24 protein-coding genes are annotated in these 22509 nt (G+C 73.8%); 19 read left to right on the top strand and 5 right to left on the bottom strand.

The features are described from left to right. Nucleotide 1: 1 nt before the first annotated feature. Both ACFYPD_RS00185 and ACFYPD_RS00180 read right to left on the bottom strand, forming a co-directional pair. On the bottom strand, nt 2-508 hold the full coding sequence (locus tag ACFYPD_RS00185; RefSeq protein WP_387107059.1) for a hypothetical protein: 507 nt from the start codon (nt 506-508) through the stop codon (nt 2-4). A gap of 91 nt (nt 509-599) precedes the next feature. Continuing rightward, nucleotides 600-1070: an Lrp/AsnC family transcriptional regulator gene (locus tag ACFYPD_RS00180; protein ID WP_387107057.1), complete on the bottom strand. Its 471-nt coding sequence runs from the start codon at nt 1068-1070 to the stop codon at nt 600-602. Between the two features lie 142 nt (nt 1071-1212). Here ACFYPD_RS00180 and ACFYPD_RS00175 point away from each other — a divergent pair, with 142 nt between their 5' ends. From ACFYPD_RS00175 to ACFYPD_RS00110, 14 genes are all read left to right on the top strand, one after another. Then, nucleotides 1213-2097, top strand: coding sequence for a tryptophan 2,3-dioxygenase (locus tag ACFYPD_RS00175; protein WP_387107054.1), 885 nt, complete (start codon nt 1213-1215; stop codon nt 2095-2097). Nucleotides 2098-2108: 11 nt separating this feature from the next. Continuing rightward, the gene (kynU, locus tag ACFYPD_RS00170) at nt 2109-3416 is read left to right on the top strand and encodes a kynureninase (RefSeq protein ID WP_387107052.1); all 1308 of its coding nucleotides are present in this window, start codon (nt 2109-2111) and stop codon (nt 3414-3416) included. Then, nucleotides 3413-4747, top strand: a complete 1335-nt coding sequence (locus ACFYPD_RS00165) for an FAD-dependent oxidoreductase (protein WP_387107049.1) — start codon at nt 3413-3415, stop codon at nt 4745-4747. The genes kynU and ACFYPD_RS00165 overlap by 4 nt, the downstream gene beginning before the upstream one ends. Before the next feature lie 20 nt (nt 4748-4767). Then, complete coding sequence (locus ACFYPD_RS00160; RefSeq protein ID WP_387109062.1) at nt 4768-6249, top strand: 2-hydroxymuconic semialdehyde dehydrogenase; 1482 nt, start codon at nt 4768-4770, stop codon at nt 6247-6249. A 116-nt stretch (nt 6250-6365) separates the two neighbouring features. After that, nucleotides 6366-7160, top strand: coding sequence for a 2-keto-4-pentenoate hydratase (locus ACFYPD_RS00155; RefSeq protein ID WP_387107048.1), 795 nt, complete (start codon nt 6366-6368; stop codon nt 7158-7160). Continuing rightward, complete coding sequence (locus tag ACFYPD_RS00150) at nt 7157-8086, top strand: acetaldehyde dehydrogenase (acetylating) (protein WP_387107045.1); 930 nt, start codon at nt 7157-7159, stop codon at nt 8084-8086. Before ACFYPD_RS00155 ends, ACFYPD_RS00150 begins: the two co-directional genes overlap by 4 nt. Further along, nucleotides 8083-9144 (top strand): 4-hydroxy-2-oxovalerate aldolase, encoded by a 1062-nt coding sequence (dmpG, locus tag ACFYPD_RS00145; RefSeq protein ID WP_387107043.1) that lies wholly within the window; start codon nt 8083-8085, stop codon nt 9142-9144. Before ACFYPD_RS00150 ends, dmpG begins: the two co-directional genes overlap by 4 nt. Then, a complete protein-coding gene (locus ACFYPD_RS00140) occupies nt 9141-9914 on the top strand; it encodes a 2-keto-4-pentenoate hydratase (RefSeq protein ID WP_387107040.1) in 774 nt (257 codons plus the stop codon). Before dmpG ends, ACFYPD_RS00140 begins: the two co-directional genes overlap by 4 nt. After that, entirely contained in the window at nt 9911-10333 is a 423-nt protein-coding gene (locus ACFYPD_RS00135; protein WP_387107038.1) for a RidA family protein, read from the top strand. Before ACFYPD_RS00140 ends, ACFYPD_RS00135 begins: the two co-directional genes overlap by 4 nt. After that, nucleotides 10330-10854, top strand: coding sequence for a 3-hydroxyanthranilate 3,4-dioxygenase (locus ACFYPD_RS00130; RefSeq protein ID WP_387107036.1), 525 nt, complete (start codon nt 10330-10332; stop codon nt 10852-10854). Before ACFYPD_RS00135 ends, ACFYPD_RS00130 begins: the two co-directional genes overlap by 4 nt. Continuing rightward, nucleotides 10854-11855, top strand: a complete 1002-nt coding sequence (locus ACFYPD_RS00125; RefSeq protein ID WP_387107034.1) for an amidohydrolase family protein — start codon at nt 10854-10856, stop codon at nt 11853-11855. Before ACFYPD_RS00130 ends, ACFYPD_RS00125 begins: the two co-directional genes overlap by 1 nt. Nucleotides 11856-11921: 66 nt before the next feature. After that, complete coding sequence (locus ACFYPD_RS00120; RefSeq protein ID WP_387107031.1) at nt 11922-13385, top strand: amidase; 1464 nt, start codon at nt 11922-11924, stop codon at nt 13383-13385. A gap of 74 nt (nt 13386-13459) precedes the next feature. Continuing rightward, complete coding sequence (locus ACFYPD_RS00115) at nt 13460-13750, top strand: hypothetical protein (protein WP_387109061.1); 291 nt, start codon at nt 13460-13462, stop codon at nt 13748-13750. Beyond that, nucleotides 13737-14150, top strand: coding sequence for a DUF5130 family protein (locus ACFYPD_RS00110; protein WP_387107029.1), 414 nt, complete (start codon nt 13737-13739; stop codon nt 14148-14150). The genes ACFYPD_RS00115 and ACFYPD_RS00110 overlap by 14 nt, the downstream gene beginning before the upstream one ends. Nucleotides 14151-14250: 100 nt before the next feature. Here the strand turns inward: ACFYPD_RS00110 and pepN are convergent, their stop codons facing one another. After that, nucleotides 14251-16797 carry an aminopeptidase N gene (gene pepN, locus ACFYPD_RS00105; protein ID WP_387107027.1) on the bottom strand — a complete coding sequence of 849 codons (2547 nt, stop codon included), beginning with the start codon at nt 16795-16797 and terminating at the stop codon, nt 14251-14253. 226 nt (nt 16798-17023) lie between these two features. Here pepN and ACFYPD_RS00100 point away from each other — a divergent pair, with 226 nt between their 5' ends. The 4 genes from ACFYPD_RS00100 to ACFYPD_RS00085 all read left to right on the top strand — a co-directional run bounded on the left by ACFYPD_RS00100 (nt 17024) and on the right by ACFYPD_RS00085 (nt 19949). Next, nucleotides 17024-17647 (top strand): disulfide bond formation protein DsbA, encoded by a 624-nt coding sequence (locus ACFYPD_RS00100; protein ID WP_387107026.1) that lies wholly within the window; start codon nt 17024-17026, stop codon nt 17645-17647. A 121-nt stretch (nt 17648-17768) separates the two neighbouring features. After that, nucleotides 17769-18128 carry a hypothetical protein gene (locus ACFYPD_RS00095; RefSeq protein ID WP_387107023.1) on the top strand — a complete coding sequence of 120 codons (360 nt, stop codon included), beginning with the start codon at nt 17769-17771 and terminating at the stop codon, nt 18126-18128. Between the two features lie 77 nt (nt 18129-18205). Next, nucleotides 18206-19414 (top strand): DUF1015 family protein, encoded by a 1209-nt coding sequence (locus tag ACFYPD_RS00090; RefSeq protein ID WP_387107020.1) that lies wholly within the window; start codon nt 18206-18208, stop codon nt 19412-19414. Between the two features lie 64 nt (nt 19415-19478). Further along, on the top strand, nt 19479-19949 hold the full coding sequence (locus tag ACFYPD_RS00085; RefSeq protein ID WP_387107019.1) for a ribose-5-phosphate isomerase: 471 nt from the start codon (nt 19479-19481) through the stop codon (nt 19947-19949). Nucleotides 19950-19986: 37 nt separating this feature from the next. Here the strand turns inward: ACFYPD_RS00085 and ACFYPD_RS00080 are convergent, their stop codons facing one another. Next, nucleotides 19987-20277 (bottom strand): hypothetical protein, encoded by a 291-nt coding sequence (locus ACFYPD_RS00080; RefSeq protein ID WP_387109058.1) that lies wholly within the window; start codon nt 20275-20277, stop codon nt 19987-19989. A gap of 244 nt (nt 20278-20521) precedes the next feature. Beyond that, nucleotides 20522-21742, bottom strand: a complete 1221-nt coding sequence (locus tag ACFYPD_RS00075) for a GNAT family N-acetyltransferase (protein ID WP_387107015.1) — start codon at nt 21740-21742, stop codon at nt 20522-20524. A gap of 99 nt (nt 21743-21841) precedes the next feature. Between ACFYPD_RS00075 and ACFYPD_RS00070 the strand changes: the two genes are divergently transcribed. After that, nucleotides 21842-22372 (top strand): hypothetical protein, encoded by a 531-nt coding sequence (locus ACFYPD_RS00070; RefSeq protein WP_387107014.1) that lies wholly within the window; start codon nt 21842-21844, stop codon nt 22370-22372. Nucleotides 22373-22509: the final 137 nt, after the last annotated feature.

Below are 22509 nucleotides of genomic sequence, written 5' to 3'. Positions count from 1 at the left end.
GTCAGAAGCGGCTACCGGTCTTGCGGCGGGCGCCCACCCCGGCCACCACCGCCACCGCGACCAGGCCGCCGACCAGCAGCAGCGAGCCGGCGCCCCGGCCGCCCGCGGTGCCCCCGCCGCCGGTCGCCGGGCCCTTGCTCGGCTGGGCCATGTTCAGCACGGTGAGCATGGTGGAGGCGGTCTTCCCGTTGGAGCAGTCCAGGTTCACCGGGTAGTCGCCGGGCGCCTTGTTGCCGGGGATGGTGACCGCCCCGGTGAGGAAGCCGTTGTCCGGCCGGAGCATCACCCGGCCGAAGGCGTCCGAGGTGACCTGGGCCTGTCGGTCGTTGTTGTCGCAGCTGGCCCGGATGCTCACCCGGCTGCCGGCCTGGACGCTGTTCGGCGTCACCTCGACGAAGACGTTCTCCCCGGCGCGAACCGGGGAGGCCGTGGTCAGGACGAACGCCGCGACCAGGCCGAGCAGCCCCAGAACGGCCCAGAGCGTGCGGTGTGACAGGAGCCCTCGCATGATTCCCCCCTTCCGGTGCGGCGCACCGGAATCCTGCTGATGGGCAGTGCGGGCTGCATTCCCCCTGGCGTGGAGGCAAACCCGGGGCGGATCAGCGGCGTCGGGCGGTAGGGGACGCTCCGGGCGGCGGGAGCGGGGTGACCGGGTGCCAGTCCAGCGGGGTGGAGAGCACCATGGTGCTGGACGGCTGGCCGTACGGGGCGAGCCGGTCGATGACCCCCTCGAACTCGCCCATCGTGCCGGCGGCCACCTTGAGCATGCTGCACGCGTCGCCGGTGATCCGGTGGATCTCCATGATCTCCGGCCAGTCCGCCACGGCGGGGTCGTTGAGGATGCACCGGGACCCGTAGCAGGACATCCGGATCAGCGCGAGCACCGTCCGGCCGGCCCGGGTCAGGTCGACGTGCGCGTGGTAACCGGTGATGACCCCGGACTCCTCTAGCCGCCGCACCCGCTCGGCCACCGCGGGCGGCGACAGGTGCACCCGGCGGGACAGCTCGCTGTACGAGAGCCGGGCGTCGGCCTGGAGTTCGCGCAGCAGCGCCCAGTCCATGTCGTCCACGCGGGGACCTTTCTTCCGTGAAGTCGAGGGCGGAAGACGCCTTCGGTGTGAGAGGTGAGACCACCGTACCGCCGTCGAACAGGCATTCCATCCGCGGATCAACCAGCGGCATCATGTCGTCTACCCCGGCGTACGGAGGGAGATGACGGTGGAACAGACGACAGCGGTGCGGCCGGCGACCTCGCAACAGCGGGCGGTCCGCGCGGCGCGCAACGGCGGTGAGCCGACCCTGGAGTTCGCCGACCGCGTGCCCTACGACGCGTACGTGCACGCGAGCACGCTGCACCAGCTTCAGCAGCCGCTCAGCGACGACCCGGGCGAGATGTCCTTCCTGATGGTCAGCCAGATCATGGAGCTGTACTTCGGGCTGACCTGCCACGAGCTGCGGCACGCCCAGCGCGAGCTGCGGGCCAACCGGATCTGGGACGCGCTGCCCCCGCTGCGCCGCGCCGCCCTGCACCTGGAAGGGCTCAACGCCGCCTGGCAGGGGCTGCGCTGGATGACCCCGGCCGACTTCAACCGCTTCCGCGACCGGCTCGGCGAGGGCTCCGGCTTCCAGTCGGCCATGTACCGCCAGTTGGAGTTCCTGCTCGGCCTGCGCGACCCGGCGCTGATCCGCCCGTTCCGCCGGCAGGCCGAGGTGCACGCCGAGCTGACCGCCGCGCTGGCCACGCCGAGCCTCTGGGACGACGTGGTCGCGCTGCTTGCCCGGCGCGGCTTCGAGCTGCCCGCCGACCTGCTGGAGCGGGACGTGGCGACCGAGCACGAGTCGCACCCCGCCGTCGAGGCGGCCTGGGTGCGGATCTACGCCGACGGTGGCCCCGACAACCACCTGCGCCTGCTCGGCGAGGCGCTGACCGAGGTGGCCGAGGGGTTCGGCGACTGGCGCTGGCACCACATCAAGGCGGTGCAGCGCTCGATGGGCGCCAAGGTCGGCAGCGGCGGCTCCGCCGGGCTGGCCTGGTTGCAGCGGAGCATGGCCCGGGTGGTCTTCCCGGAGCTGTGGTCGGCCCGGACCGCGATGTGACCGGAGGAATCGTGCGAAACACCGAGACTGAGCCGCCGGGCTTCGGCGGTGCCGAAGCCGAAGCGCGGACGCTCGACGCCGCCGACCCCGGCCACCGGCACCTGTTCCTCGTGCCGCCGGCCGAGGGCGGGCGCTACCCGGAGGTGGCGTACCTGGCCGGCAACTCGCTGGGCCTGCAACCCCGGGCCACCCGGGAGGAACTCCTCGCCGACCTGGACTCCTGGCGGCGGCTGGGGGTCGAGGGGCACCTGGAGGCGAAGCGGCCCTGGCTGCCGTACCACGAATTCCTGACCGCGCCGGCCGCGCGACTGGTCGGCGCCCGCCCCGCGGAGACCGTGGTGATGAACTCCCTCACGGTCAACCTGCACCTGTTGATGGTGAGCTTCTACCGGCCGGCGGGGGAGCGGACCCGGATCGTCATCGAGGACAGCGCCTTTCCCTCGGACAGCTACGCGGTGCGCAGCCAGGCGCGCTTCCACGGCCTGGACCCGGACACCGCCGTCGTCCGCCTCACGCCGCGCCCCGGCGAGGACACCCTGCGGACCCAGGATGTCCTGGACTTCCTGGCCGCCGAGGGGCACACCGTGGCGCTGCTGCTGCTCGGCGGGGTCAACTACCTGACCGGCGAGCTGATGGACATCCCGGCGATCACCGCCGCCGGGCGGGCCGCCGGCGCGGTGGTCGGCTGGGACCTGGCGCACGCGGCGGGCAACGTGCCCCTCGCCCTGCACGACTGGGACGTCGACTTCGCCGCCTGGTGCTCCTACAAGTACCTGAACTCCGGGCCCGGCGCCCTCGGCGGCGTCTTCGTCCACGAGCGCCACCTCGGCGACCCCGCACTCCCGCGCTTCGAGGGCTGGTGGAGCACCGAGGCGGCCACCCGGTTCGAGATGACCCCGGTGTCCCGGCCGCCGGCCACCGTCGAGGCGTGGCAGATCTCCAACCCGCCGATCTTCGCGATGGGTCCGGTGCGCACCTCGCTGGAGCTGTTCGACTCGGTCGGCATGCCCGCGCTGCGCGAGCGCAGCCTCCGGCTCACCGGCTACCTGGAGGGGCTGCTCGACGAGGTGACCGTCGACCGGCCGCTGACCGTGGTCACCCCGCGCGACCCGGCCCGCCGGGGCTGCCAGCTCTCCGTGCGGATCGGCGCGGGCAGCGCCAACGAGCTGACCAAGCGGCTGCGCCACGAGCATGGCGTGATCGCCGACGCCCGGGAGCCCGACATCGTGCGCTTCGCGCCGGTGCCGCTCTACTCGACGTACCACGACTGCTGGCGGGTCGCCGACGCGCTGGCCGCGACGGTGGAGAAGCAATCATGAGTACGGAACGCGAGGAGATCGCCGTCGTCGGCGCCGGGCTGGCCGGCTGCCTGCTGGCCTGCTTCCTGGCCCGGCGCGGCTACCCGGTCGCCCTCTACGAGCGGCGGCCGGACCCGCGCACCGGGAAGGTCGAGCGGGGCCGCTCGATCAACCTGGCGCTCTCCGAGCGCGGCCTGGACGCGCTGCGCCGGATCGGCCTGGACCACCAGGTGATGACCGACGCGCTGCCCATGCGCGGCCGGATGATCCACCCGGTGGAGGGGGAGCCGCAGTTCCAGTCGTACAGCGTCTCCGGCGACCGGGCGATCAACTCGATCAGCCGGGGCGCGCTGAACAACGCGCTGCTCGACGCCGCCGCCGCGCTGCCCGGCGTGCGGATCGCCTTCGACCACCGGCTCGTCGGGCTCGACCCGGTCACCGGCGAGATGACCTTCGAGACCCCACAGGGCAAGGTCAGCGAGACCGCGTCGGTCGTGCTCGGCGCCGACGGCGCCGGCTCCGCCGTGCGCGGGCAACTGCTGGCGTACGGGGCGGTGAGCGAGAGCCTGGACTTCCTCGACTACGGCTACAAGGAACTCACCATCCCGCCGATCGGCGGCGAGTTCGCCCTGGACCCGGGTGCGCTGCACATCTGGCCGCGCGGCACCTCGATGATGATCGCGCTGCCGAACCCGGACCGCTCCTTCACCTGCACGCTGTTCTGGCCGACCCACGGCACGCAGAGCTTCGCCTCGCTGGGCAGCCCGGCCGCCATCGAGACGTACTTCGCCACCCACTACCCGGACCTCGGGCCGCTCGCGCCGAACCTGGTCGACGACTACCAGCACAACCCGGTCGGGGTGCTCGGCACGGTCCGCTGCACGCCGTGGCAGGTGGCCGGCAGGGTCGGCCTGCTCGGCGACGCGGCGCACGCCATCGTGCCGTTCTACGGCCAGGGCGCGAACTGCGCCTTCGAGGACGTGGTCGAGCTGGACCGCTGCCTGGACGAGTGCGGCGACCAGTGGGCGTCGGCGCTGCCGCTGTTCCAGCACCGCCGGCAGGCCAACGCCGAGGCGATCGCCCGGATGGCGCTGACCAACTTCGTGGAGATGCGGGACAAGGTCGCCTCGCCGGTGTTCCAGACCCGCAAGAAGATCGAGCACGCGCTGGAGCGTGCCCTGCCCGGCCGCTACGTCTCGCAGTACGAGCTGGTCTCCTTCTCCACCACCCCTTATGCCGAGGTGCGCCGCCGGGTGCGCCGGCAGTACGGGGTGGTGGGGGCGGTGGCCGCCGGTGCGGTGGCGGCGCTGGCCGGGGCGGCGGTGGCGCTCGGCCGAGGGAGGCGAGGATGACCCTCTGGGATCCCCGGCTGATGGCCGGGCACGCACCGGACGGCCCGGGCCTGCTGCGCAACTTCGTCGGCGGTTCCTTCGTGGACGCCGGGCCGCGGTTCACCAAGCGCAGCCCGGTGACCGGTGAGCCGGTCTTCGAGGTGGTCGAGGCGGGCGAGTCCACCGTGGACGACGCGGTGACCGCGGCCCGGGCCGCGCTGCGCGGCCCGTGGGGCCGGATGGGGGAGCGGGAGTGCGCCGAGGTGCTCCGCCGGGTCGCCGACGAGCTGGAACGCCGCTTCGACGACCTGGTCGCCGCCGAGGTCGCGGACACCGGCAAGGCCATCTCCCAGGCCCGCACGCTGGACATCCCGCGCGGGGCGGCCAACTTCCGGGCGTTCGCCGAGATCGTGGCGACCGCGCCGACCGAGTCGTTCACCACGGTCACCCCGACCGGCGGCCGGGCGCTGAACTACGCGGTCCGCAAGCCGGTCGGCGTGGTCGCGATCATCGTGCCGTGGAACCTGCCGCTGCTCCTGCTCACCTGGAAGGTCGCCCCGGCCCTGGCCTGCGGCAACGCCGTGGTGGTCAAGCCCAGCGAGGAGACGCCGGCGTCGGCGACCCTGCTCGCCGAGGTGATGGCCGCGGCGGGCGTGCCCGAGGGCGTGTTCAACCTGGTGCACGGCTTCGGCCCCGGCTCGGCCGGCGAGCACCTCACCCGGCACCCGGGCGTCGACGCGATCACCTTCACCGGGGAGTCGGCCACCGGCAGCGCCATCATGCGCGCCGCCGCGGACGGGGTGAAGGCGGTCAGCTTCGAGTTGGGCGGCAAGAACGCCGGGCTGGTCTTCGCCGACGCCGACCTGGACGCGGCGGTCGCCGGCTCGGTCCGGTCCAGCTTCACCAACGGCGGACAGGTCTGCCTCTGCACCGAGCGGATCTACGTGCAGCGGCCGGTCTTCGAGGAGTTCACCGCCCGGCTGGCCAAGCGCGCCGACGAACTGGCGTACGGCTGGCCGGCCGACGAGGCCACGGTGAACATGCCGCTGATCTCGCACGCCCACCGGGACAAGGTGCTGGGCCACTACGAGCTGGCCCGCACCGAGGGCGCCGAGGTGCGCGCCGGGGGCGGGACGCCGCGCTTCGGCGACGCCCGCGACGGCGGCGCGTACGTGCAGCCGACCGTCCTCACCGGGCTGGGTCCGGACGCCCGCACCAACACCGAGGAGATCTTCGGCCCGGTGGTGCACGTCGCGCCGTTCGACGACGAGGACGAGGCGTACGCCCTGGCCAACGGCACCGACTACGGCCTGGCGGCGACGGTGTGGACCCGGGACGTGGGCCGGGCGCACCGGGCCGGGACCCGGCTGGACGCCGGCATCGTCTGGGTGAACACCTGGTTCCTGCGCGACCTGCGCACCCCGTTCGGCGGGGTGAAGGCGTCCGGCATCGGCCGGGAGGGTGGCGTGCACTCGCTCGACTTCTATTCCGAACTCACGAACGTCTGCGTGGACCTCGCATGAGTGCGCGGTCGGGGCAGAATGGCTCGCATCGTGAGCGTGAGGAGCGAGCCGGGGTGGCGAGCCCCGCAGTCGCGAACCCCCGCCAGCGCCGTCAGCGTTCGCAGCGAGGAGCCGGGATGACCGTCGACATCGAAGCCGCCAACCGGGAACTGGCCGTGGCCCGGCAGGAGGAGAAGCCGTGCCCGCCGCTGCGCGGGCGGCTGCTGCCGGAGGGCGACATCGAGGCGGCCTATCAGGTGCAGCAGGTCTACACCCGGCAGCGGCTCGGCAAGGGCCACCGCCGGGTCGGTGCCAAGATCGGCCTCACCTCGCGCGCCGTGCAGGAGAACTTCGGCGTCTTCCAGCCCGACTTCGGGGTGCTCTTCGACGACATGGCGGTCGGCGACGGCGTCGAGGTGCCGATGAGCCGGCTGCTCCAGCCGCGGGTGGAGGCGGAGATCGCCTTCGTGCTCGGCGCCGACCTGCCCGACGAGCGGGTCACCACCGTCGACCTGATCCGGGCCGTCGACCACGTGCTGCCGGCCATCGAGATCGTCGACTCGCGGATCGCCGGCTGGGACATCTCCATCGTGGACACTGTGGCGGACAACGCCTCCAGCGGGCTGTTCGTGCTCGGCACCTCCCCGCGCCGGCTGGCCGACGTGGACCTGCGGCTCTGCGGCATGGTGCTGGAGCACGCCGGCGAGCCGGTCTCGGTCGGCGCCGGTGCGGCCTGCCTCGGCAACCCGTTGCACGCGCTGCAGTGGCTGGCCGGCACCATGGCCCGCGCCGGCGACCCGCTGAAGGCCGGGGACGTGGTGCTCTCCGGGGCGCTCGGCCCGATGGTGCCGGTGACGCCTGGAGCGGCGTACGAGGCGCGGATCTCCGGGCTCGGCTCGGTGCGGACCTGTTTCTCCAAGGAGACGCGATGACTGTCGGCGTGGCGGTGCTCGGGTCGGGCAACATCGGCACCGACCTGATGATCAAGGTGTTGCGGCTCAGCACCGGGCTGCGCATGGTGGCGATGGCCGGCATCGACCCGGCCTCCGACGGCCTCGCCCGGGCCCGCCGGCTGGGCGTGGCGACCACCGCCGAAGGTGTGGACGGCCTGGTCGCGCTGCCCGAGTTCGCCGACGTCGAGCTGGTCTTCGACGCCACCTCGGCCGGGGCGCACCGGCACCACGACGCGGTGCTGCGGGCGCACGGCCGGACCGTGGTCGACCTGACGCCGGCCGCCATCGGCCCGTACGTGGTGCCGCCGGTCAACCTCGACGAGCACCTGCGCGAGCCCAACGTCAACATGGTGACCTGCGGCGGGCAGGCGACCGTGCCGATCGTGCACGCGGTCGGCCGGGTCACCCCGGTGGCGTACGGGGAGATCGTCGCCTCGATCGCCTCGAAGTCGGCCGGGCCGGGCACCCGCGCCAACATCGACGAGTTCACCGAGACCACGGCCCGGGCCATCGAGGTGGTCGGCGGCGCCGAGCGTGGCAAGGCCATCATCGTTCTGAACCCGGCCGACCCGCCGCTGCTCATGCGGGACACCGTCTACTGCCTCTGCCCGGACGCCGACGCCGACCGGGCCGCGATCGCCGCCTCCGTCGCCGACATGGTGAAGGCCGTGCAGGAGTACGTCCCGGGCTACCGGCTCAAGCAGGACGTGCAGTTCGACCGGGTGGACACGTACGCGCCGGTGCTGGGCCGGCACTTCACCGGGCTCCAGGTGTCGGTCTTCCTGGAGGTCTCCGGCGCCGGGCACTACTTGCCCGCGTACGCCGGGAACCTGGACATCATGACCTCGGCCGCGCTGCGCACCGCGGAGCGGCTGGTCACGCTCCGAAAGGCGGCCGCGCGATGACCGACCTCTACATCCAGGACGTGACGCTGCGCGACGGCATGCACGCCATCGCCCACCGGTACAGGGTGGACCAGGTGCGGACCATCGCCGCCGCGCTCGACGCGGCCGGGGTGGCTGCCATCGAGGTGGCGCACGGCGACGGCCTGGCCGGCTCCAGCGTCAACTACGGCCACGGCGCGGCCGGCGACGCCGACTGGATCTCCGCGGCCGCCGAGGTGCTGACCAGCGCGAAGCTCACCACCCTGCTGCTGCCCGGCATCGGCACCATCGCCGACCTGAAGGCGGCCAAGGCGCTCGGGGTGACCAGCGTGCGGATCGCCACCCACTGCACCGAGGCCGACATCTCCGCCCAGCACATCTCCTGGGCCCGGGAGAACGGCATGGACGTCTCCGGGTTCCTCATGATGTCGCACATGAACGACCCGGCCGGGCTGGCCGCGCAGGCCAAGCTCATGGAGTCGTACGGGGCGCACTGCGTCTACGTGACCGACTCGGGCGGGCGGCTGCTGATGTCCGACGTGGCCGAGCGGATCGACGCGTACCGACAGGTGCTCGACCCGGAGACGCAGATCGGCATCCACGCCCACCACAACCTGTCGCTCGGCGTGGCCAACAGCGTGCTGGCGGTCGAGCACGGCCGCATCCCCGGCCCCGGGCCCGCCGGCGCGGACGCCCCGCACGGCCGGACCGTCCGGGTGGACGCGTCGCTGGCCGGCATGGGCGCCGGCGCCGGCAACGCCCCGCTGGAGGTCTTCGTCGCGGTCGCCGAACTGCACGGCTGGAAGCACGGCTGCGACGTGTTCGCGCTGATGGACGCGGCCGACGACCTGGTCCGCCCGCTCCAGGACCGGCCGGTCCAGGTCGACCGGGAGACGCTCTCCCTCGGGTACGCGGGGGTCTACTCCAGCTTCCTCCGTCACGCCGAGCGGGCCTCGACCAAGTACGGGGTCGACGTCCGCTCGATCCTGGTCGAGCTGGGCCGGCGCCGCATGGTCGGCGGCCAGGAGGACATGATCGTGGACGTGGCACTCGACCTGGCCGGCAAGGAGAACTCATGATCGGACCGGACATCGCGGGGATCGCCGAGAAGCTGGGCGCGGCGGCCGACCAGGCCACCGCGATCCCGCAGCTCGCCGCCGAGACCGGCCTCGACGTGGACGCCGCGTACGCGGTGCAGGCCGCGCTGCTGAAGCGTCGCCTCGACCGGGGCGAGCGGCTGGTCGGGCTGAAGATGGGGCTGACCAGCAAGGCGAAGATGGCGCAGGTCGGCGTCGACGAGGTGATCTGGGGTCGGCTCACCGACGCGATGCGGGTGGCGGACGGCGGCACGGTCGACGTGGCCGACTTCATCCACCCCCGGGTCGAGCCGGAGGTGGCGTTCCTGCTGGACCGCCTCCCCGAGGCCGGTGAGCCGGTCGGCGCGTTCACCGAGGCGGTCCGCGCGGTCGCCCCGGCGATCGAACTGATCGACTCCCGGTACGCCAACTTCACCTTCTCGCTGCCGGACGTCGTCGCCGACAACACCTCGGCCGCCGCGTTCGTGGTCGGACCCTGGTCGCCGGTGCCGGACGGCCTGGACAACCTCGGCGTGCTGCTGGAGATCGACGGTCGGGTGGCCCAGGTCGGCTCGACCGCCGCCATCCTCGGCGACCCGCGCCGCGCGCTGGACGAGGGCATCCGCCTGGCCGGCCGGCACGGTGTCCGGCTCCGCGAGGGCTGGGTCTTCCTGGCCGGGGCGGCCACCGCGGCCGTGCCCCTGCGCCCCGGCGCGCACGTCCGGGCCGTCGTGGAGAAGCTCGGCACGGCCTCCCTGCGGGCCACGGCGTGACGGCCCGGGTGGTGGCCGGTAAGGCCGTGCCGCGCGGCGCCTTCCCGCACGTCAAGGTCGCCGGCGGGTTCGTCTTCGTGTCGGGTACGTCATCGCGCCGGCCGGACAACACCTTCGCCGGTGTCGTGGTGGACGAGTTCGGCACCACCGACCTGGACATCCGGGCCCAGACCCGGGCGGTGATCGAGAACATCCGGGACCTGCTCCGCTCGGCCGGCGCCGACCTGGCCGACCTGGTGCAGGTCACCAGCTACCTGGTCAACATGAACGACTTCGGTGGCTACAACGAGGTGTGGGCGGAGTTCTTCGACGCCACCGGGCCCACCCGGACCACGGTGGCCGTGCACCAGCTTCCGCACCCGCACCTGCTGATCGAGATGCAGGCCGTGGCCCTACTTCCGTCGGGAGGTCCGTCATGAGTGAGATCGCCGAGCCGTTCAGCTTCTCCGGCTGGATCGGGGACAACCAGCACCTGCTCAAGCCGCCGGTGGGCAACAAGGAGATGCTGCCGGGCAGCGACGACTTCATCGTCATGGTGGTGGGCGGCCCGAACCAGCGGACCGACTTCCACGTCGACCCGTACGAGGAGTTCTTCTACCAGGTCAAGGGCAACATGCACATCAACCTGATGCTGCCCGAGGGGCCGCGTACGGTGCACGTGCGCGAGGGTCAGATGTGGATGCTGCCGCGCAACACCCCGCACTCGCCCCAGCGCCCCGAGGCCGGCTCGATCGGCATGGTCATCGAGCGGGTCCGCGAGGAGGGCACGCTGGAGAAGTTCCAGTGGTACTGCCCCGAGTGCCACCACAAGGTGCACGAGGTGGAACTCCAGGTCCGCGACATCGCCGCCGACCTGCCGCCGGTCTTCGCGGCGTTCTACGCCGACGAGAAGGCCCGCACCTGCACCGCCTGCGGCGCGCTGCACCCGGGCAAGGGCTGATGCGCCCACGCGTCGTCGACGTGCACACGCACGTCGTACCCAAGGGGTGGCCGGACCTCGCCGCGGCCTGCGGCGGGTCCGGCTGGCCCTGGCTCCGGGTGGACTCCGAACGCGCCGCCATGATCATGGTGGGGGAGACGGAGTTCCGGCCGGTCGGCGCGGAGTGCTGGGACCCGGAGACGCGGCTCGCCGACATGGCCGCCGACGGCGTCGACGTGCAGGTCGTCTCGCCCACCCCGGTCTTCTTCAGCTATGACCGCCCGGCCGACCAGGCCGTGAAGGTGGCCCGGATCTTCAACGACCTGACCCTGGCGGTCACCGCGGCCGGCGGTGACCGGCTGGTGCCGTTCTGCCAGGTGCCGTTGCAGGACCCGGACGCCGCCTGCGCGGAGCTGGATCGCTGCCTGGCCGCCGGGCACGCCGGGGTGGAGATCGGCAACCACGTCGGCGACCGCGACCTCGACGACGCCGGCATCGTGCAGTTCCTGACCCACTGCGCCGAGGTGGGCGCGCCGGTCTTCGTGCACCCGTGGGACATGCCGGGCGGGCCCCGGCTGGACCGGTGGATGGCCCGCTGGCTGACCGGGATGCCCGCCGAGACGCACCTGTCGGTGCTGGCGCTGATCCTCGGCGGGGTCCTCGACCGGGTGCCGGAGACGCTGCGGATCTGCTTCGCGCACGGCGGCGGCAGCTTCCCGTTCTGGCTGGGCCGCGCCGACAACGCCTGGCACCGCCGCGGCGACCTGGTCCGCGGCGCGTCCAGCGCCCCGCCGAGCGCCTACGTCGACCGGTTCTGCGTCGACTCGGTGGTCTTCGACCCGGCCGCGCTGCGGCTGCTGGTCGACACCATGGGCGAGGACCGGGTGCTGGTCGGCAGCGACTACCCGTACCCGCTGGGGGAGCGGCCGGCCGGTCAGGTGGTCCGCAAGGCCGACTTCCTCACCGCCGACCAGCGCGACAAGCTGCTGTCCCGCAACGCCCTGCGCTTCCTGCACGGCTGACCGCGACCGGCCGGCGCGCGGCGGGTGATGAGTGCGAGGGCCGCGGTGACCAGGCAGGATGGGGGCATGGCCGAGCCGCACGACCTGACCGCGCTGGAGCAGGCCGCCGCGATCCGCCGGGGTGAGCTGTCCAGCGTGGAGCTGGTCGAACACCACCTGCGCCGGGTGGACGCGCTCGCCGACACCCTCGGCGCGTTCGTCACCGTCACCCCGGAACGCGCCCGGGCGGCGGCCGCCGCCGCCGACGCGGTGCCGGCCGACCGGCGTGGCCCGCTGCACGGGGTGCCGACCGCCATCAAGGACCTCACCCTCACGGCCGGGGTCCGCACCACCTTCGGCTCGGCGGCCTTCGCCGACTTCGTGCCGCCCGTCGACGCCGACGTGGTCCGGTTCATGGCGGACGCCGGGCTGGTCAGCCTCGGCAAGACCACCACCTCCGAGCTGGGGTGCTCGCTGTACTCCGAGGGCCTCGTCGCACCGCCGGCCCGCAACCCGTGGGGCCTCGCCTACACCGCGGGCGGGTCCAGCGGCGGGGCGGCGGCCGCCGTGGCCGGCGGGCTGGTGCCGGTGGCACAGGGCTCCGACGGCGGCGGCTCGCTGCGCATCCCGGCGGCGCTCTGCGGCCTGGTCGGCTACAAGCCCAGCCGGGGCCTGGTGTCCAGCGGCCCGCTCGGCTTCGGTGCCTTCGGGCTGCCGATCAGCGGCCCGCTCGGCCGGACCGTGACCGACGTGGCCGCACTGCTCGACGTCATGGCGCAACCGGTGCCCGGCGAGCCCTACCTGCCGCCCGCCGCGCCCACCGGCGGCTACCTGGGCACCGCCCGGGCCGCCGCGCCCGGCCGGCTGCGCATCGGCCGGTTCACCGCCCCGATGCTCGCCGACGAGCCGGTCCACCCGGACTGCGTGGCCGCCGTCGACCGCGCCGCCGCGCTGCTCACCGCGGCCGGCCACGAGGTGGTCGACGTCCCCGCGCCGCTCGGCCCCGAGGCGTGGCCACTCTTCGAGACCGTCTGGTACGTGCTGGCGCTCGCCCCCGTGCCGTCCGAACGGGAGCGCGACCTCCTGCCACTGACCCGGTTCCTCCGGGCCCGGGGCGCGGCCGTCGGCGCCGGCCCGCTGATGGCCGCGCTCGGCGAACTCCAGGCGCAGGTACGCCGCGGCGTGCGCCGTACCGCCGGCTGCGACCTGCTGCTCTGCCCGACCCTGGCCGCCCCGCAGGCGTCGGTCGGGGCGTTCGCGAGCCTCGATCCGGCGGAGGATTTCGACCGGCAGCGGCGCTTTTCGCCGTACTGCGCCATCTTCAACGTCACCGGCGACCCGTCCGTTTCGCTGCCGGTGGGCCGCACCGGCGACGGGATGCCGGTCGGCGTGCTGCTCACCGGCCGGTACGGCGACGACGCGACATTGATAGGCACTGCCGCGCAACTGGAGCACGCCTGTGGCGGGTGGGATCAGCACCCCGCAATCTGGCGGGCCGTCGACTCCGCTAACGTGAACAGCACAAGCGGAGTCGGGCGCGCGTCGTCATGACCGTCCACCCGACCCGGAACATTCCTGGTCTCTCTTTCCGCCTGGGGGCGTTGGGATTGTCTGTTACCGAGACGTTGCTGGTCTTCATCGGCATCCCGGCGGCCGCCGTGCTGGTGATCGCCGGACTGGCGGCCGCCGGCAGTCGCGGCGGCGGCGGCGGTGGCGGCGCCAAGCGCTACCGGCCGGGCCGGCCCTTCGACTTCACTCCGGTCTGGTTCCTGGGCCGTCCGGAGCAGCTGGCCGACTCGGCCGGCACCGCACTGGCCGCCGGGGCGCAGGCGCCGGCGCTGACCAGCCGCAAGCAGGAGCAGGCCGGCCGGGAGGCACCGGCCGGTGGAACCGGAGGCGCAAGTGACCGTTGGTGAGAAGCAGGCCGCGACGGGGACCGGTAACCCGCCCGAGGTCCTGGACGGGCCGTTCTCGACCCGTCAGCTGCTCCGCATCGACGAGGCGCTCCGCCTGGCCGACCAGGGCACCGGCCTGGTCTTCTCGGTCTACGTGGGCGGCCTCGACGAGCCGATCCGGGAGCACGCCGAGCGGCTGCACCGCCAGCTCGCCGAGCCGGACAAGTCGGTGCTGATCGCCGTGTCGCCCAACCAGCGGCAGCTCGAGATCGTCACCGGCCGCTACGCGCGCAAGCGCATCCCGGACACGTACGCCAAGCTGGCCGCGCTCTCCATGGTGGCCTCCTTCGGCGGCGGCGACCTGGCCGGCGGCGTCATCCAGGGCCTCGACCAGCTCGCCAGCCACGCCGGCAAGGGCTGAGCCCACCACAGACGACGAAGCCCGGCCCGCGAGATGCGGGCCGGGCTTTTTCGTGTCTGCGGGAGGGCGGCCCGGGCCGGGACTCGGGCCGCCCCGCGAATCAGGCGGTCTGGGCGTCCCGGGCGCGGGCCTTCAGGGCGCGGGCCACGCCGTCGCGGCCCTCGGCCACCAGCCGGCGCAGCGGCGCCGGGTGACCTTCCTGGGCCAGCCACGCGTCGGTGGCCGCCACCGTGTCGTCCTCGACCAGGTACGCCGGGTAGGCGAGCTGGACGAACTCCTGCGCCGGCTCGCTGTCCCGCTGCGCCCACACCTGCGCGACCGCGGCGAAGTACTTCTCCCGGTACGGCGCGGTGAGGTCCACCTGCGCCGGGTGGGTGAAGCCCTGCAGCAGCGCCCGGTTGCGCCAGTTCGGCAGGCTCTCCGGGCCGGTGAGCAGCGCCCACACCGCCGCCTTGTTCTCGGCGGTCGGCACCAGCGCGTGCGCGTACGCGGCCTCCCGCTCGCCGCTGGCGGTCCGGTCGCCGGCCAGTTCGGCCTCCACCTCGGCGGTCCCGGCCGCGCCGTTGGCCACCAGCGACTGGAGGACGGTCCAGCGCAGCTCGGTGTCCACGGTCAGCCCGGCCGGCACCTCGCCGCCGTCCAGCCAGCCGCGCAGCGTGGCGAGATCCTCGCCGGAGCGGGCCGCGGAGGCGTACGCCCGGGCCCAGGCGAGCTGGAAGCCGCTGCCCGGCTCGGCCGCGGCGAGTGCCGTGCGGGCGGTCCGGGCCAGGTCGGCCCAGCCGGTCGGCGCCCAGGCCGGGTCGGCGTAGAAGGTGAGCGCGGTGGTCGCCTGGCGCAGGGTGGCGGTGACCAGGTTGATGTCGGTCTCCGCCGGCAGCCCGGCCAGCACCAGCGCCACGTAGTCGCGGGCCGACAGCTCGGCGTCGCGGGTCATGTCCCAGGCGGCGGTCCAGCAGAGCGCCCGGGCGAGCGACGACTCGAAGCCGGCGATGTGCTGCACCACGGTCGCCATCGACCGCTCGTCCAGCCGCAGCTTGGTGTAGGTCAGGTCGTCGTCGTTGAGCAGCAGCACGTCGGCGGCGGGCTTCCCGTGCAGCACGGACAGCTCGGTCAGCTCGCCGGTCACGTCGACCTCGACCCGCTCCCGGCGGACCAGCCGCCCGTCGGTCAGGTCGTAGAGGCCCACCCCGATCCGGTGGGTCCGCAGCGTCGGGTGCCCGGCGGGCGCCTCCTGCCGCACCAGCACCTGCTCGTACGCGCCGTCGGCGCCGATGACCACCTCGGGGCGCAGCGTGTTGACCTGCGCGGTCTCCAGCCACTGGGCGGCGAACTTACGCAGCTCCCGGCCGGAGGCCGCCTCCAACTCGGAGAGCAGGTCGTCGAAGGTGGCGTTGCCCCAGGCGTGCTTGCCGAAGTAGGCCCGCAGGCCGGCCAGGAACGGCTCCTCGCCCACGTACGCGACGAGCTGCTTCAGCACGCTGGCGCCCTTGGCGTAGGTGATGCCGTCGAAGTTGACCTCGACCGCCTCCAGGTCCGGCATCTCGCAGTAGACCGGGTGGGTGGAGGAGAGCTGGTCCTGCCGGTAGCCCCAGTTCTTCCGGATGGACAGGAACGTCGTCCAGGCCTCGGAGAAGCGGGTGGCGTGGGTGTTGCACCAGTGGCTGGCCCACTCGGCGAACGACTCGTTCAACCACAGGTCGTTCCACCAGCGCATGGTGACCAGGTCACCGAACCACATGTGCGCCAGCTCGTGCAGGATCGTGTTGGCCCGCTGCTCGTACTCGAAGTCGGTGACCTGAGAGCGGAAGATGTAGTGCGACTCGGCGTGCGTGACGCAGCCGAAGTTCTCCATCGCCCCGGCGTTGAAGTCCGGCACCCAGAGCTGGTCGTACTTGGGCAGCGGGTAGCGCACCTGGAACTGCTCGTGGAAGAAGTCGAAGCCCTGCTTGGTGATCAGGAACAGGTCGTCCGCGTCCAGGTACTGCGCCATCGAGGCCCGGCAGTAGACGCCCAGGTCGATGCCGTCGTGGCTGTCCCGCACCTCGTGGTACGGGCCGGCGCACAGCGCGGTGATGTAGGTGCTCATCCGCGCCGACTCGGCGAAGTGGACGGTCTTGAGCGCCTCGCCGGCCGGCTCCTCGCGCTCCACCGGCATGTTGGACACCACCCGCCAGTGCTCCGGGACGGTGGCGTGCCAGGTGTAGACGCTCTTCAGGTCGGGCTGGTCGAAGCAGGCGAACACCTTCTGCGCGTCGGCCGTCTCGAACTGGCTGTAGAGGTAGGTCTCGCCGTCCACCGGGTCGACCGTGCGGTGCAGGCCCTGCCCGCTGTTGGAGTAGCCGAAGTCGGCGTCGACCACGAGGACGTTCTCGGCGGCCAGGCCGGTGAGGGTGAGGCCCTTCTCCGCCGACCAGTCGGAGAGGTCGACCGGCGTGCCGTTCAGCGTCGCCGACCGCACCGACTCGGCGGCCGTCTCGATGAAGGTGCTCGCCCCCGGCTCGGCGCAGCGGAACCGGACCTCGGTCACCGACCGGAACGTGCGGCCGTCGGCCTGCACCGCGGTCGACAGGTCAAGCTTGATGTCGTACCCGGTGACGTCGAGCAGGCGGGCCCGCTCGGTGGCCTCGACCTGGGTCAGGTTGCGCACTCCCGGCACTGTTCGTCTCCATCCCACTCGTCTCGCCGCGCCCCGCGGCACCGGCCTCCCCGGCCCGCTCGTGACGGCCGGTCCGAAACCGAGTCTTCCATGCACGGTCACCCTTCGGTGGCCGAGGTCACGCTCTCATTCCGGTACCGGTCGATGCCGCGGGGGGTGAGGATCGGAGGGGAAGGCGCCGGAGCTCCGGCGCGTGGAGTCGTGAAGGGATGACACCGTGACCGAACGTGTCGCCGTGGACATGTGGTTCGACCCGCTGTGCCCGTGGGCGTGGATCACCTCCCGCTGGCTGCTCGAGGTTGAGCAGGTCCGGGACGTGGACATCCGGTTCCACGTGATGAGTCTGTCCGTGCTCAACGAGGGCCGGGACCTGCCGGAGCAGTACCAGGATCTGATGAAGAAGGGCTGGGGCCCGGTGCGGGTCTGCATCGCCGTCGAGCAGGCGCACGGCGGGGAGGCGCTGGGGAAGCTCTACACCGCGATGGGCACCCGGATCCACCTCGGCAAGGAGGAGTTGGGCCGGGAGATGCTGGCCGGCGCGCTCACCGACGTCGGCCTCGACCCGGCGCTCGCCGACGCCGCCGAGTCGACCGAGTACGACGAGGCGCTGCGGGCCAGCCACGAGGCGGGCATGCGGCCGGTCGGCACCGACGTGGGCACCCCGGTGATCCACGCTCCGGGCCCGGACGGCCGTCAGGTCGCCTTCTTCGGCCCGGTGATCACCCCGGCGCCGAAGGGCGAGGCGGCCGGCCGGCTCTGGGACGGCGTCCTGCTGGTGGCCGGCACGCCCGGCTTCTACGAGCTGAAGCGCACCCGGGAGCAGGGCCCGATCTTCGACTGATGCGCTGCCCGACGAGCCCCGCGCCGCCCCGTCACCGGGCCGGTGCGGGGCTCGTTTCACCGGGTGTCCCAGCCGGCGGCCCGCCCGGGGCCGCAGCCCGGCAGCTCCTGGAGGCGTTCCCATGGGTAAGCACCGCCGCCTGTCCGACAACGCGCCGGTGACGGCGACCGAGGACTCCGGTGCGACGTACTGGTCGGTGGCCGAGGGCGACTGGCCGGCCGTCCCGGCCGAGATGGCCGACCTGCTGGCCCCGCCGATCGTGGTCGGCGTCGCCCGGGTGGTGGCGACCTCGCGGATGACCCCACCCACCGACGCGGGCCTGCCGGCCCGGCCCCCGGGCACGGTCCGCACCAGCGCCGAGTCCGGCCGTCCCGCCCCCGCCGGGACGACGACGGTCCGGCTCGCCGCGACCGGTGGTTCCCGTCCGGCCGCCCCGGCGCCGGGTGGGAGCCCTGCGCCCGGCCGGCACCGCAACGGCTGACCGGTTCCCTTTCATCTGGTGGACGGCGCGCGGGTCCGCCACCGGGGCTCCGGACGGCGCGGGTAGCGTCAGCGGGCATGACGGTCGTGCATCCGATCGCCCGGGCCTGGATCACCACTGGCGGCACCGGCGCGCAGAACTACGACGAGTTCGCCGACGACGCGGAGATCACCGCCATCGTCGAGGCGAATCCGCACAGTGCCCTGGGCATCGAGATGCCCCACCGGGCGCCGGGGAGCCTCGGGAAGTCCTTCCTCGACGCGCTTCCCGACGCGGTGGCCCGCCTCGTCGAGGCCAAGGCGGACGGCAGCTACACCCCCGCCGAGCAGGTCGTGGTCCTCTACCGGATCAGCGCGCCGGGCGAGGAGAGCGCGTACGGGCTGTTCGCCATGGTCGACACCGACCAGATCTCCACCCGGGCCGACGAGCCCGGCCTGGTGATCCGCAACGAGGATGTGTTCATCGCCAAGGTGCGGGAGCGGGTCGCCCTGGCCGAGGCGCTGGGTCACCTGCTCTCACCCGTACTCCTGCTCCAGACCGGGCGCGGCGACGAGCTGCACGCGGCGCTCGCGGCGGCGACCGAGTCGGCCGGCGCCCCCGCCGCCACGGACGTGGACCAGTCCGGGCGCACGCACGCCATCTGGCTGCTCGGTCCGGGCCCGGCGCAGGACGAGCTGACCGCCCTGGCGGGCGGCGGCGAGCTGGTGGTCGCCGACGGCAACCACCGCAGCCTGGCCGCGCAGGCCGGCGGCTTCCCGCGTTTCCTGTCGGTGATCACCACGCCGGCCTCGGTCGCCATCCAGCCCTACAACCGGCTGGTCAGCGAGCTGACCACCACCCCGGACGAGCTGCTCGACCGGCTCCGCGCCGCCGGCGCGGAGATCACCCCGGTCGCCGGCCCGATCGGCGTCCCGGCGACCGGCGGCGCCGTGCACCTTCACCTCGCCGGCCAGGGGTACGCGGTCCGCCTGCCGCACGTCGGCGGCGGCCGGCTGGAGAACCTCGACCACGCCCTGGTCGAGCGGCTGCTGCTGCGCGACGCGCTCGGCCTCGACCCGGGCGACAAGCGGATCACCTACGTGGGCGGCGACTACCCGGCGAGCTGGCTCACCGGCGAGGTCGACGCGGGCCGGGCCGAACTGGCCGTCCTCGTCGCGCCGGTGACCGTGGACGACTTCGTCGCGGTGAACCTGGCCCGGGAGAAGATGCCCCGCAAGAGCACCTGGTTCACCCCGAAGGCGCGGGCCGGGCTGGTCGTCGCCGAACTGCCGCGGTCGACCGTGTGACGAATCCGCCTCCGTGCCGCCGCCGGCGCGCCGGCACGGGGGCGGGCCTGTCAGACTGCGCGGTATGCGCGTCTACCTGGGATCCGATCACGCCGGTTTCGAGCTGAAGGTGCACCTCGCCAACCACCTGGCCAAGCAGGGGTACGAGGTGGTCGACGTCGGCCCGCACGCCTACGACCCGGACGACGACTACCCGGCCTTCTGCCTGCACACCGGGGAGCGCGTGGTCGGCGACGCGGGCAGCCTCGGGGTCGTCATCGGCGGGTCCGGCAACGGCGAGCAGATCGCCGCCAACAAGATCGCCGGGGTCCGGGCGGCGCTCGCCTGGAACATCGACACCGCCCAACTGGCCCGCGAGCACAACGACGCCAACATCGTCGCGCTCGGCGCCCGGCAGCACACCCTGGACGAGGCCACCGCCTTCGTCGAGGCGTTCCTCACCACCCAGTTCTCCGGCAACCCGCGGCACGCCCGCCGGATCGCCCAGGTCGCCGACTACGAGCAGAGCCGGCAGCTTCCCGACCTGCCCGCCTGACGCGTCGCCCACGGGTGCGGCCGCCGGGTCGCCCCCGTCACCGCCCGGTGCGGGGCAGCTCCTCGCGGGGCACCCAGTTGCGGCGGACGATCACCACCCGGGCCTCGGCCTCGGCCAGGTCCTCGTCGGTCGGCCGGGCGGCGTCCCGCGCCCGCAGCGCGGCCGTCACGCTCACCTGCGAGGAACCCGAGCCGACCAGGCCGCGCAGCCCCCGCTCGCCCTCCTCGGCGGGCGGCCCCCCCGGGCGCCGGCCCCGGGGTTCCGACGACTCCAGCTCGGCGCGTCTGGCGCCGCGCGGCGACCTGGAGCCGTCGTCCGACGATTCCAGCTCGGCGCGTCTGGCGCCGCGCGGCGACGGGGAGCGGTCGTCCGACGATTCCGGCTCGGCGCGTCTGGCGCCGCGCGGCGACGGGGAGCCGTCGTCGTGCACCCCGGGCGTGCTCGCGCTCGCACCCTCGCCGTCCGGTGTCCCGCCGTCGCCGTGGTGCCGCAGCCGCCGGCGGCGGCGCTCCACATCACCCATCACCCGACCGTACCGGCCGCAGCGCGGCGCGCGGCAGGTGCCGAGGGAGTCAGAACACCTCCATGGGAGCGGGGGCGCGGTGCCAGCCGAGCGCCGGGGTCGTCGCCGCCGCCGTTCCGGGGACCAGTTCCCGCACCCGGCCGGCGGCGGTGAGCGCGGCCAGGCCGGCGCCGCCCAGGTAGAGCTCGCCGAGGGCGCGGACGTCACAGGCCAGCCCGGCCGGCGCCGAGGTGGCCGTGCACTCCGCCCCGGACGGGCCGCCGACCAGCCGCCACCGGCCGCTGTTCTCCGGCAGCAGGTCGTCGGTGACCTCGATCACCACGTCGACGTCGGTGGCGTACCGGCGGGCGGCCAGCGCGGCCGGCACGTCCACGACGCGGACCCAGAGGGCGTCGGCGAGCCGGGCGCCGAGCTGCCGCGGCTCGTCCACCAGCCGGAACAGCGGCTCGTCCACGGCGGCGATCGAGAAGGAGACCCGGCGGGTCAGATCGATCGAGAGCAGCAGCCGCCACAGCGCCCGGTACGCCTCCGGCCGGGCCGCCACCACCTCGCCGACCTGGACCTCGGCGCGCGGCCCGGTGTCGGCCCACTCCTCCTTCGTCCGGTAGAGCGCGTACCCGTCGAGGCCGTCCGGCCCCTCGTGCAGGAGCACCCGGCGCTCGGTGGCGCCGCCGCGCATCCCCTTCACGTCGGCGAGCACGTACGCCCACCAGCGCTCGTCCCGGCGTGACCAGCCGGGACGGTCGGCGCGCACCCGCTCGTACAGCCGGGCCAGCTCGGCCCGGTGCGGCGCCGGGCGGTCCAGGCGGAGGGTGCCCTCGGCGGGCGTCGGGTCCGGCAGGCGCAGCCCGAGGGTGTCGCCGGCCAGGACGAGCCGCTGCGCGGCCAGGCCGTAGCCGAACCGGGGGTAGATCCGGCCCTCGCTCGCCCACAGGACGGCGAGCGGCTCCCGGCCGGCGTCGTGGATCTCGCGGAGCTGCCGGCGCATCAGCCCGGTGAGCAGCCCTCGCCGGCGGTGCGTCGGGGCGACCGACACCATGGTCACGTGCGCGGCCGGCACGCTGGCCCCGGGCACGGCCAGCTCGCGGCTGAACGCGCCGGCGTGCGCGACAGCGGTCGCGCCGTCACGGACCAGCAGCGACCGGTCCGGTTCGAAGACCCCGCGCTCGACCTCCCGCAGTTCGAGGTCGAAGCCGCCGTGGAAGGCCACCGTCAGCAACGCGGAGATCTCGTCGAAGTCCTCGGCCCGGGGAACCAGCGCGTCGGTCATCCGGTGTGTCTAACCCATCACCGTCGTGGTCGGCACCCTATTTGCCGGCTCGCTACCCTCGGAACCGTGGCCGGCGTCGGTCGAGGGGGAGGACACGAGATGGCGGACCAGACACAGCCGTGGGCCGAGCGGACGGTCGAGGTGCCGCCGCAGCCCGCCGCGGTGCCCTCGCAGCGGGACGCGTTCCGGCGCGGGGTGGCAGCGGTCGGCCAGCCGCGTACGCCCCGGACCGAGCAGTTCCCCGCCGTCGACACGAGCGACTGGACCGCCGAGTCGGCCCCCCGCCGGCCGATGGGCTGGCATGTCGCCCAGCTCCGCAAGGGCGGGGAGTGGAGCGCGGCCGGCGCGCTGTTCGCCTTCGTCTGCTGGGGCATCTGGGCGATCTCCGGCCGGGGGGATCTGACCGCCCCGCTGCTCACCTTCGTGCTCAGCCTGCTCACGGCGGCCGGCCTGTTCGCCCTGGCCCGCCTGCTCGGCCGGCTGGTCCTGGAGCGGCAGCTCGGCCGGGTGCGGCGCAGCGCCCGCGGTGCGCACCTGGTGACCGCGCTCTTCCTGGCCGGCGTGGGGGTGGCCTACCTCCAGCAGACCGAATGGGTGGTCTCCGCCTGGAACTGGGTGACCGGCAACTGAGACACCGTGGCCGCGGGCGGGGGGGGGGGGGCCCCCCCCCCCCGCGCCCCCCCCCCCCCCCCCCCGCCCCCCCGCGGCCCACAAACCCGCCGGCGCGCGCAAATCCCCCCCCGGCGCGGTGGAAACCCCGCCCCCGG

Source organism: Micromonospora sp. NPDC005299 (assembly GCF_042872345.1).
GTDB lineage: Bacteria > Actinomycetota > Actinomycetes > Mycobacteriales > Micromonosporaceae > Micromonospora.
The sequence above is the reverse complement of the archived record's forward strand: the minus strand, read 5'-3'. Positions and strand labels throughout refer to the sequence as shown.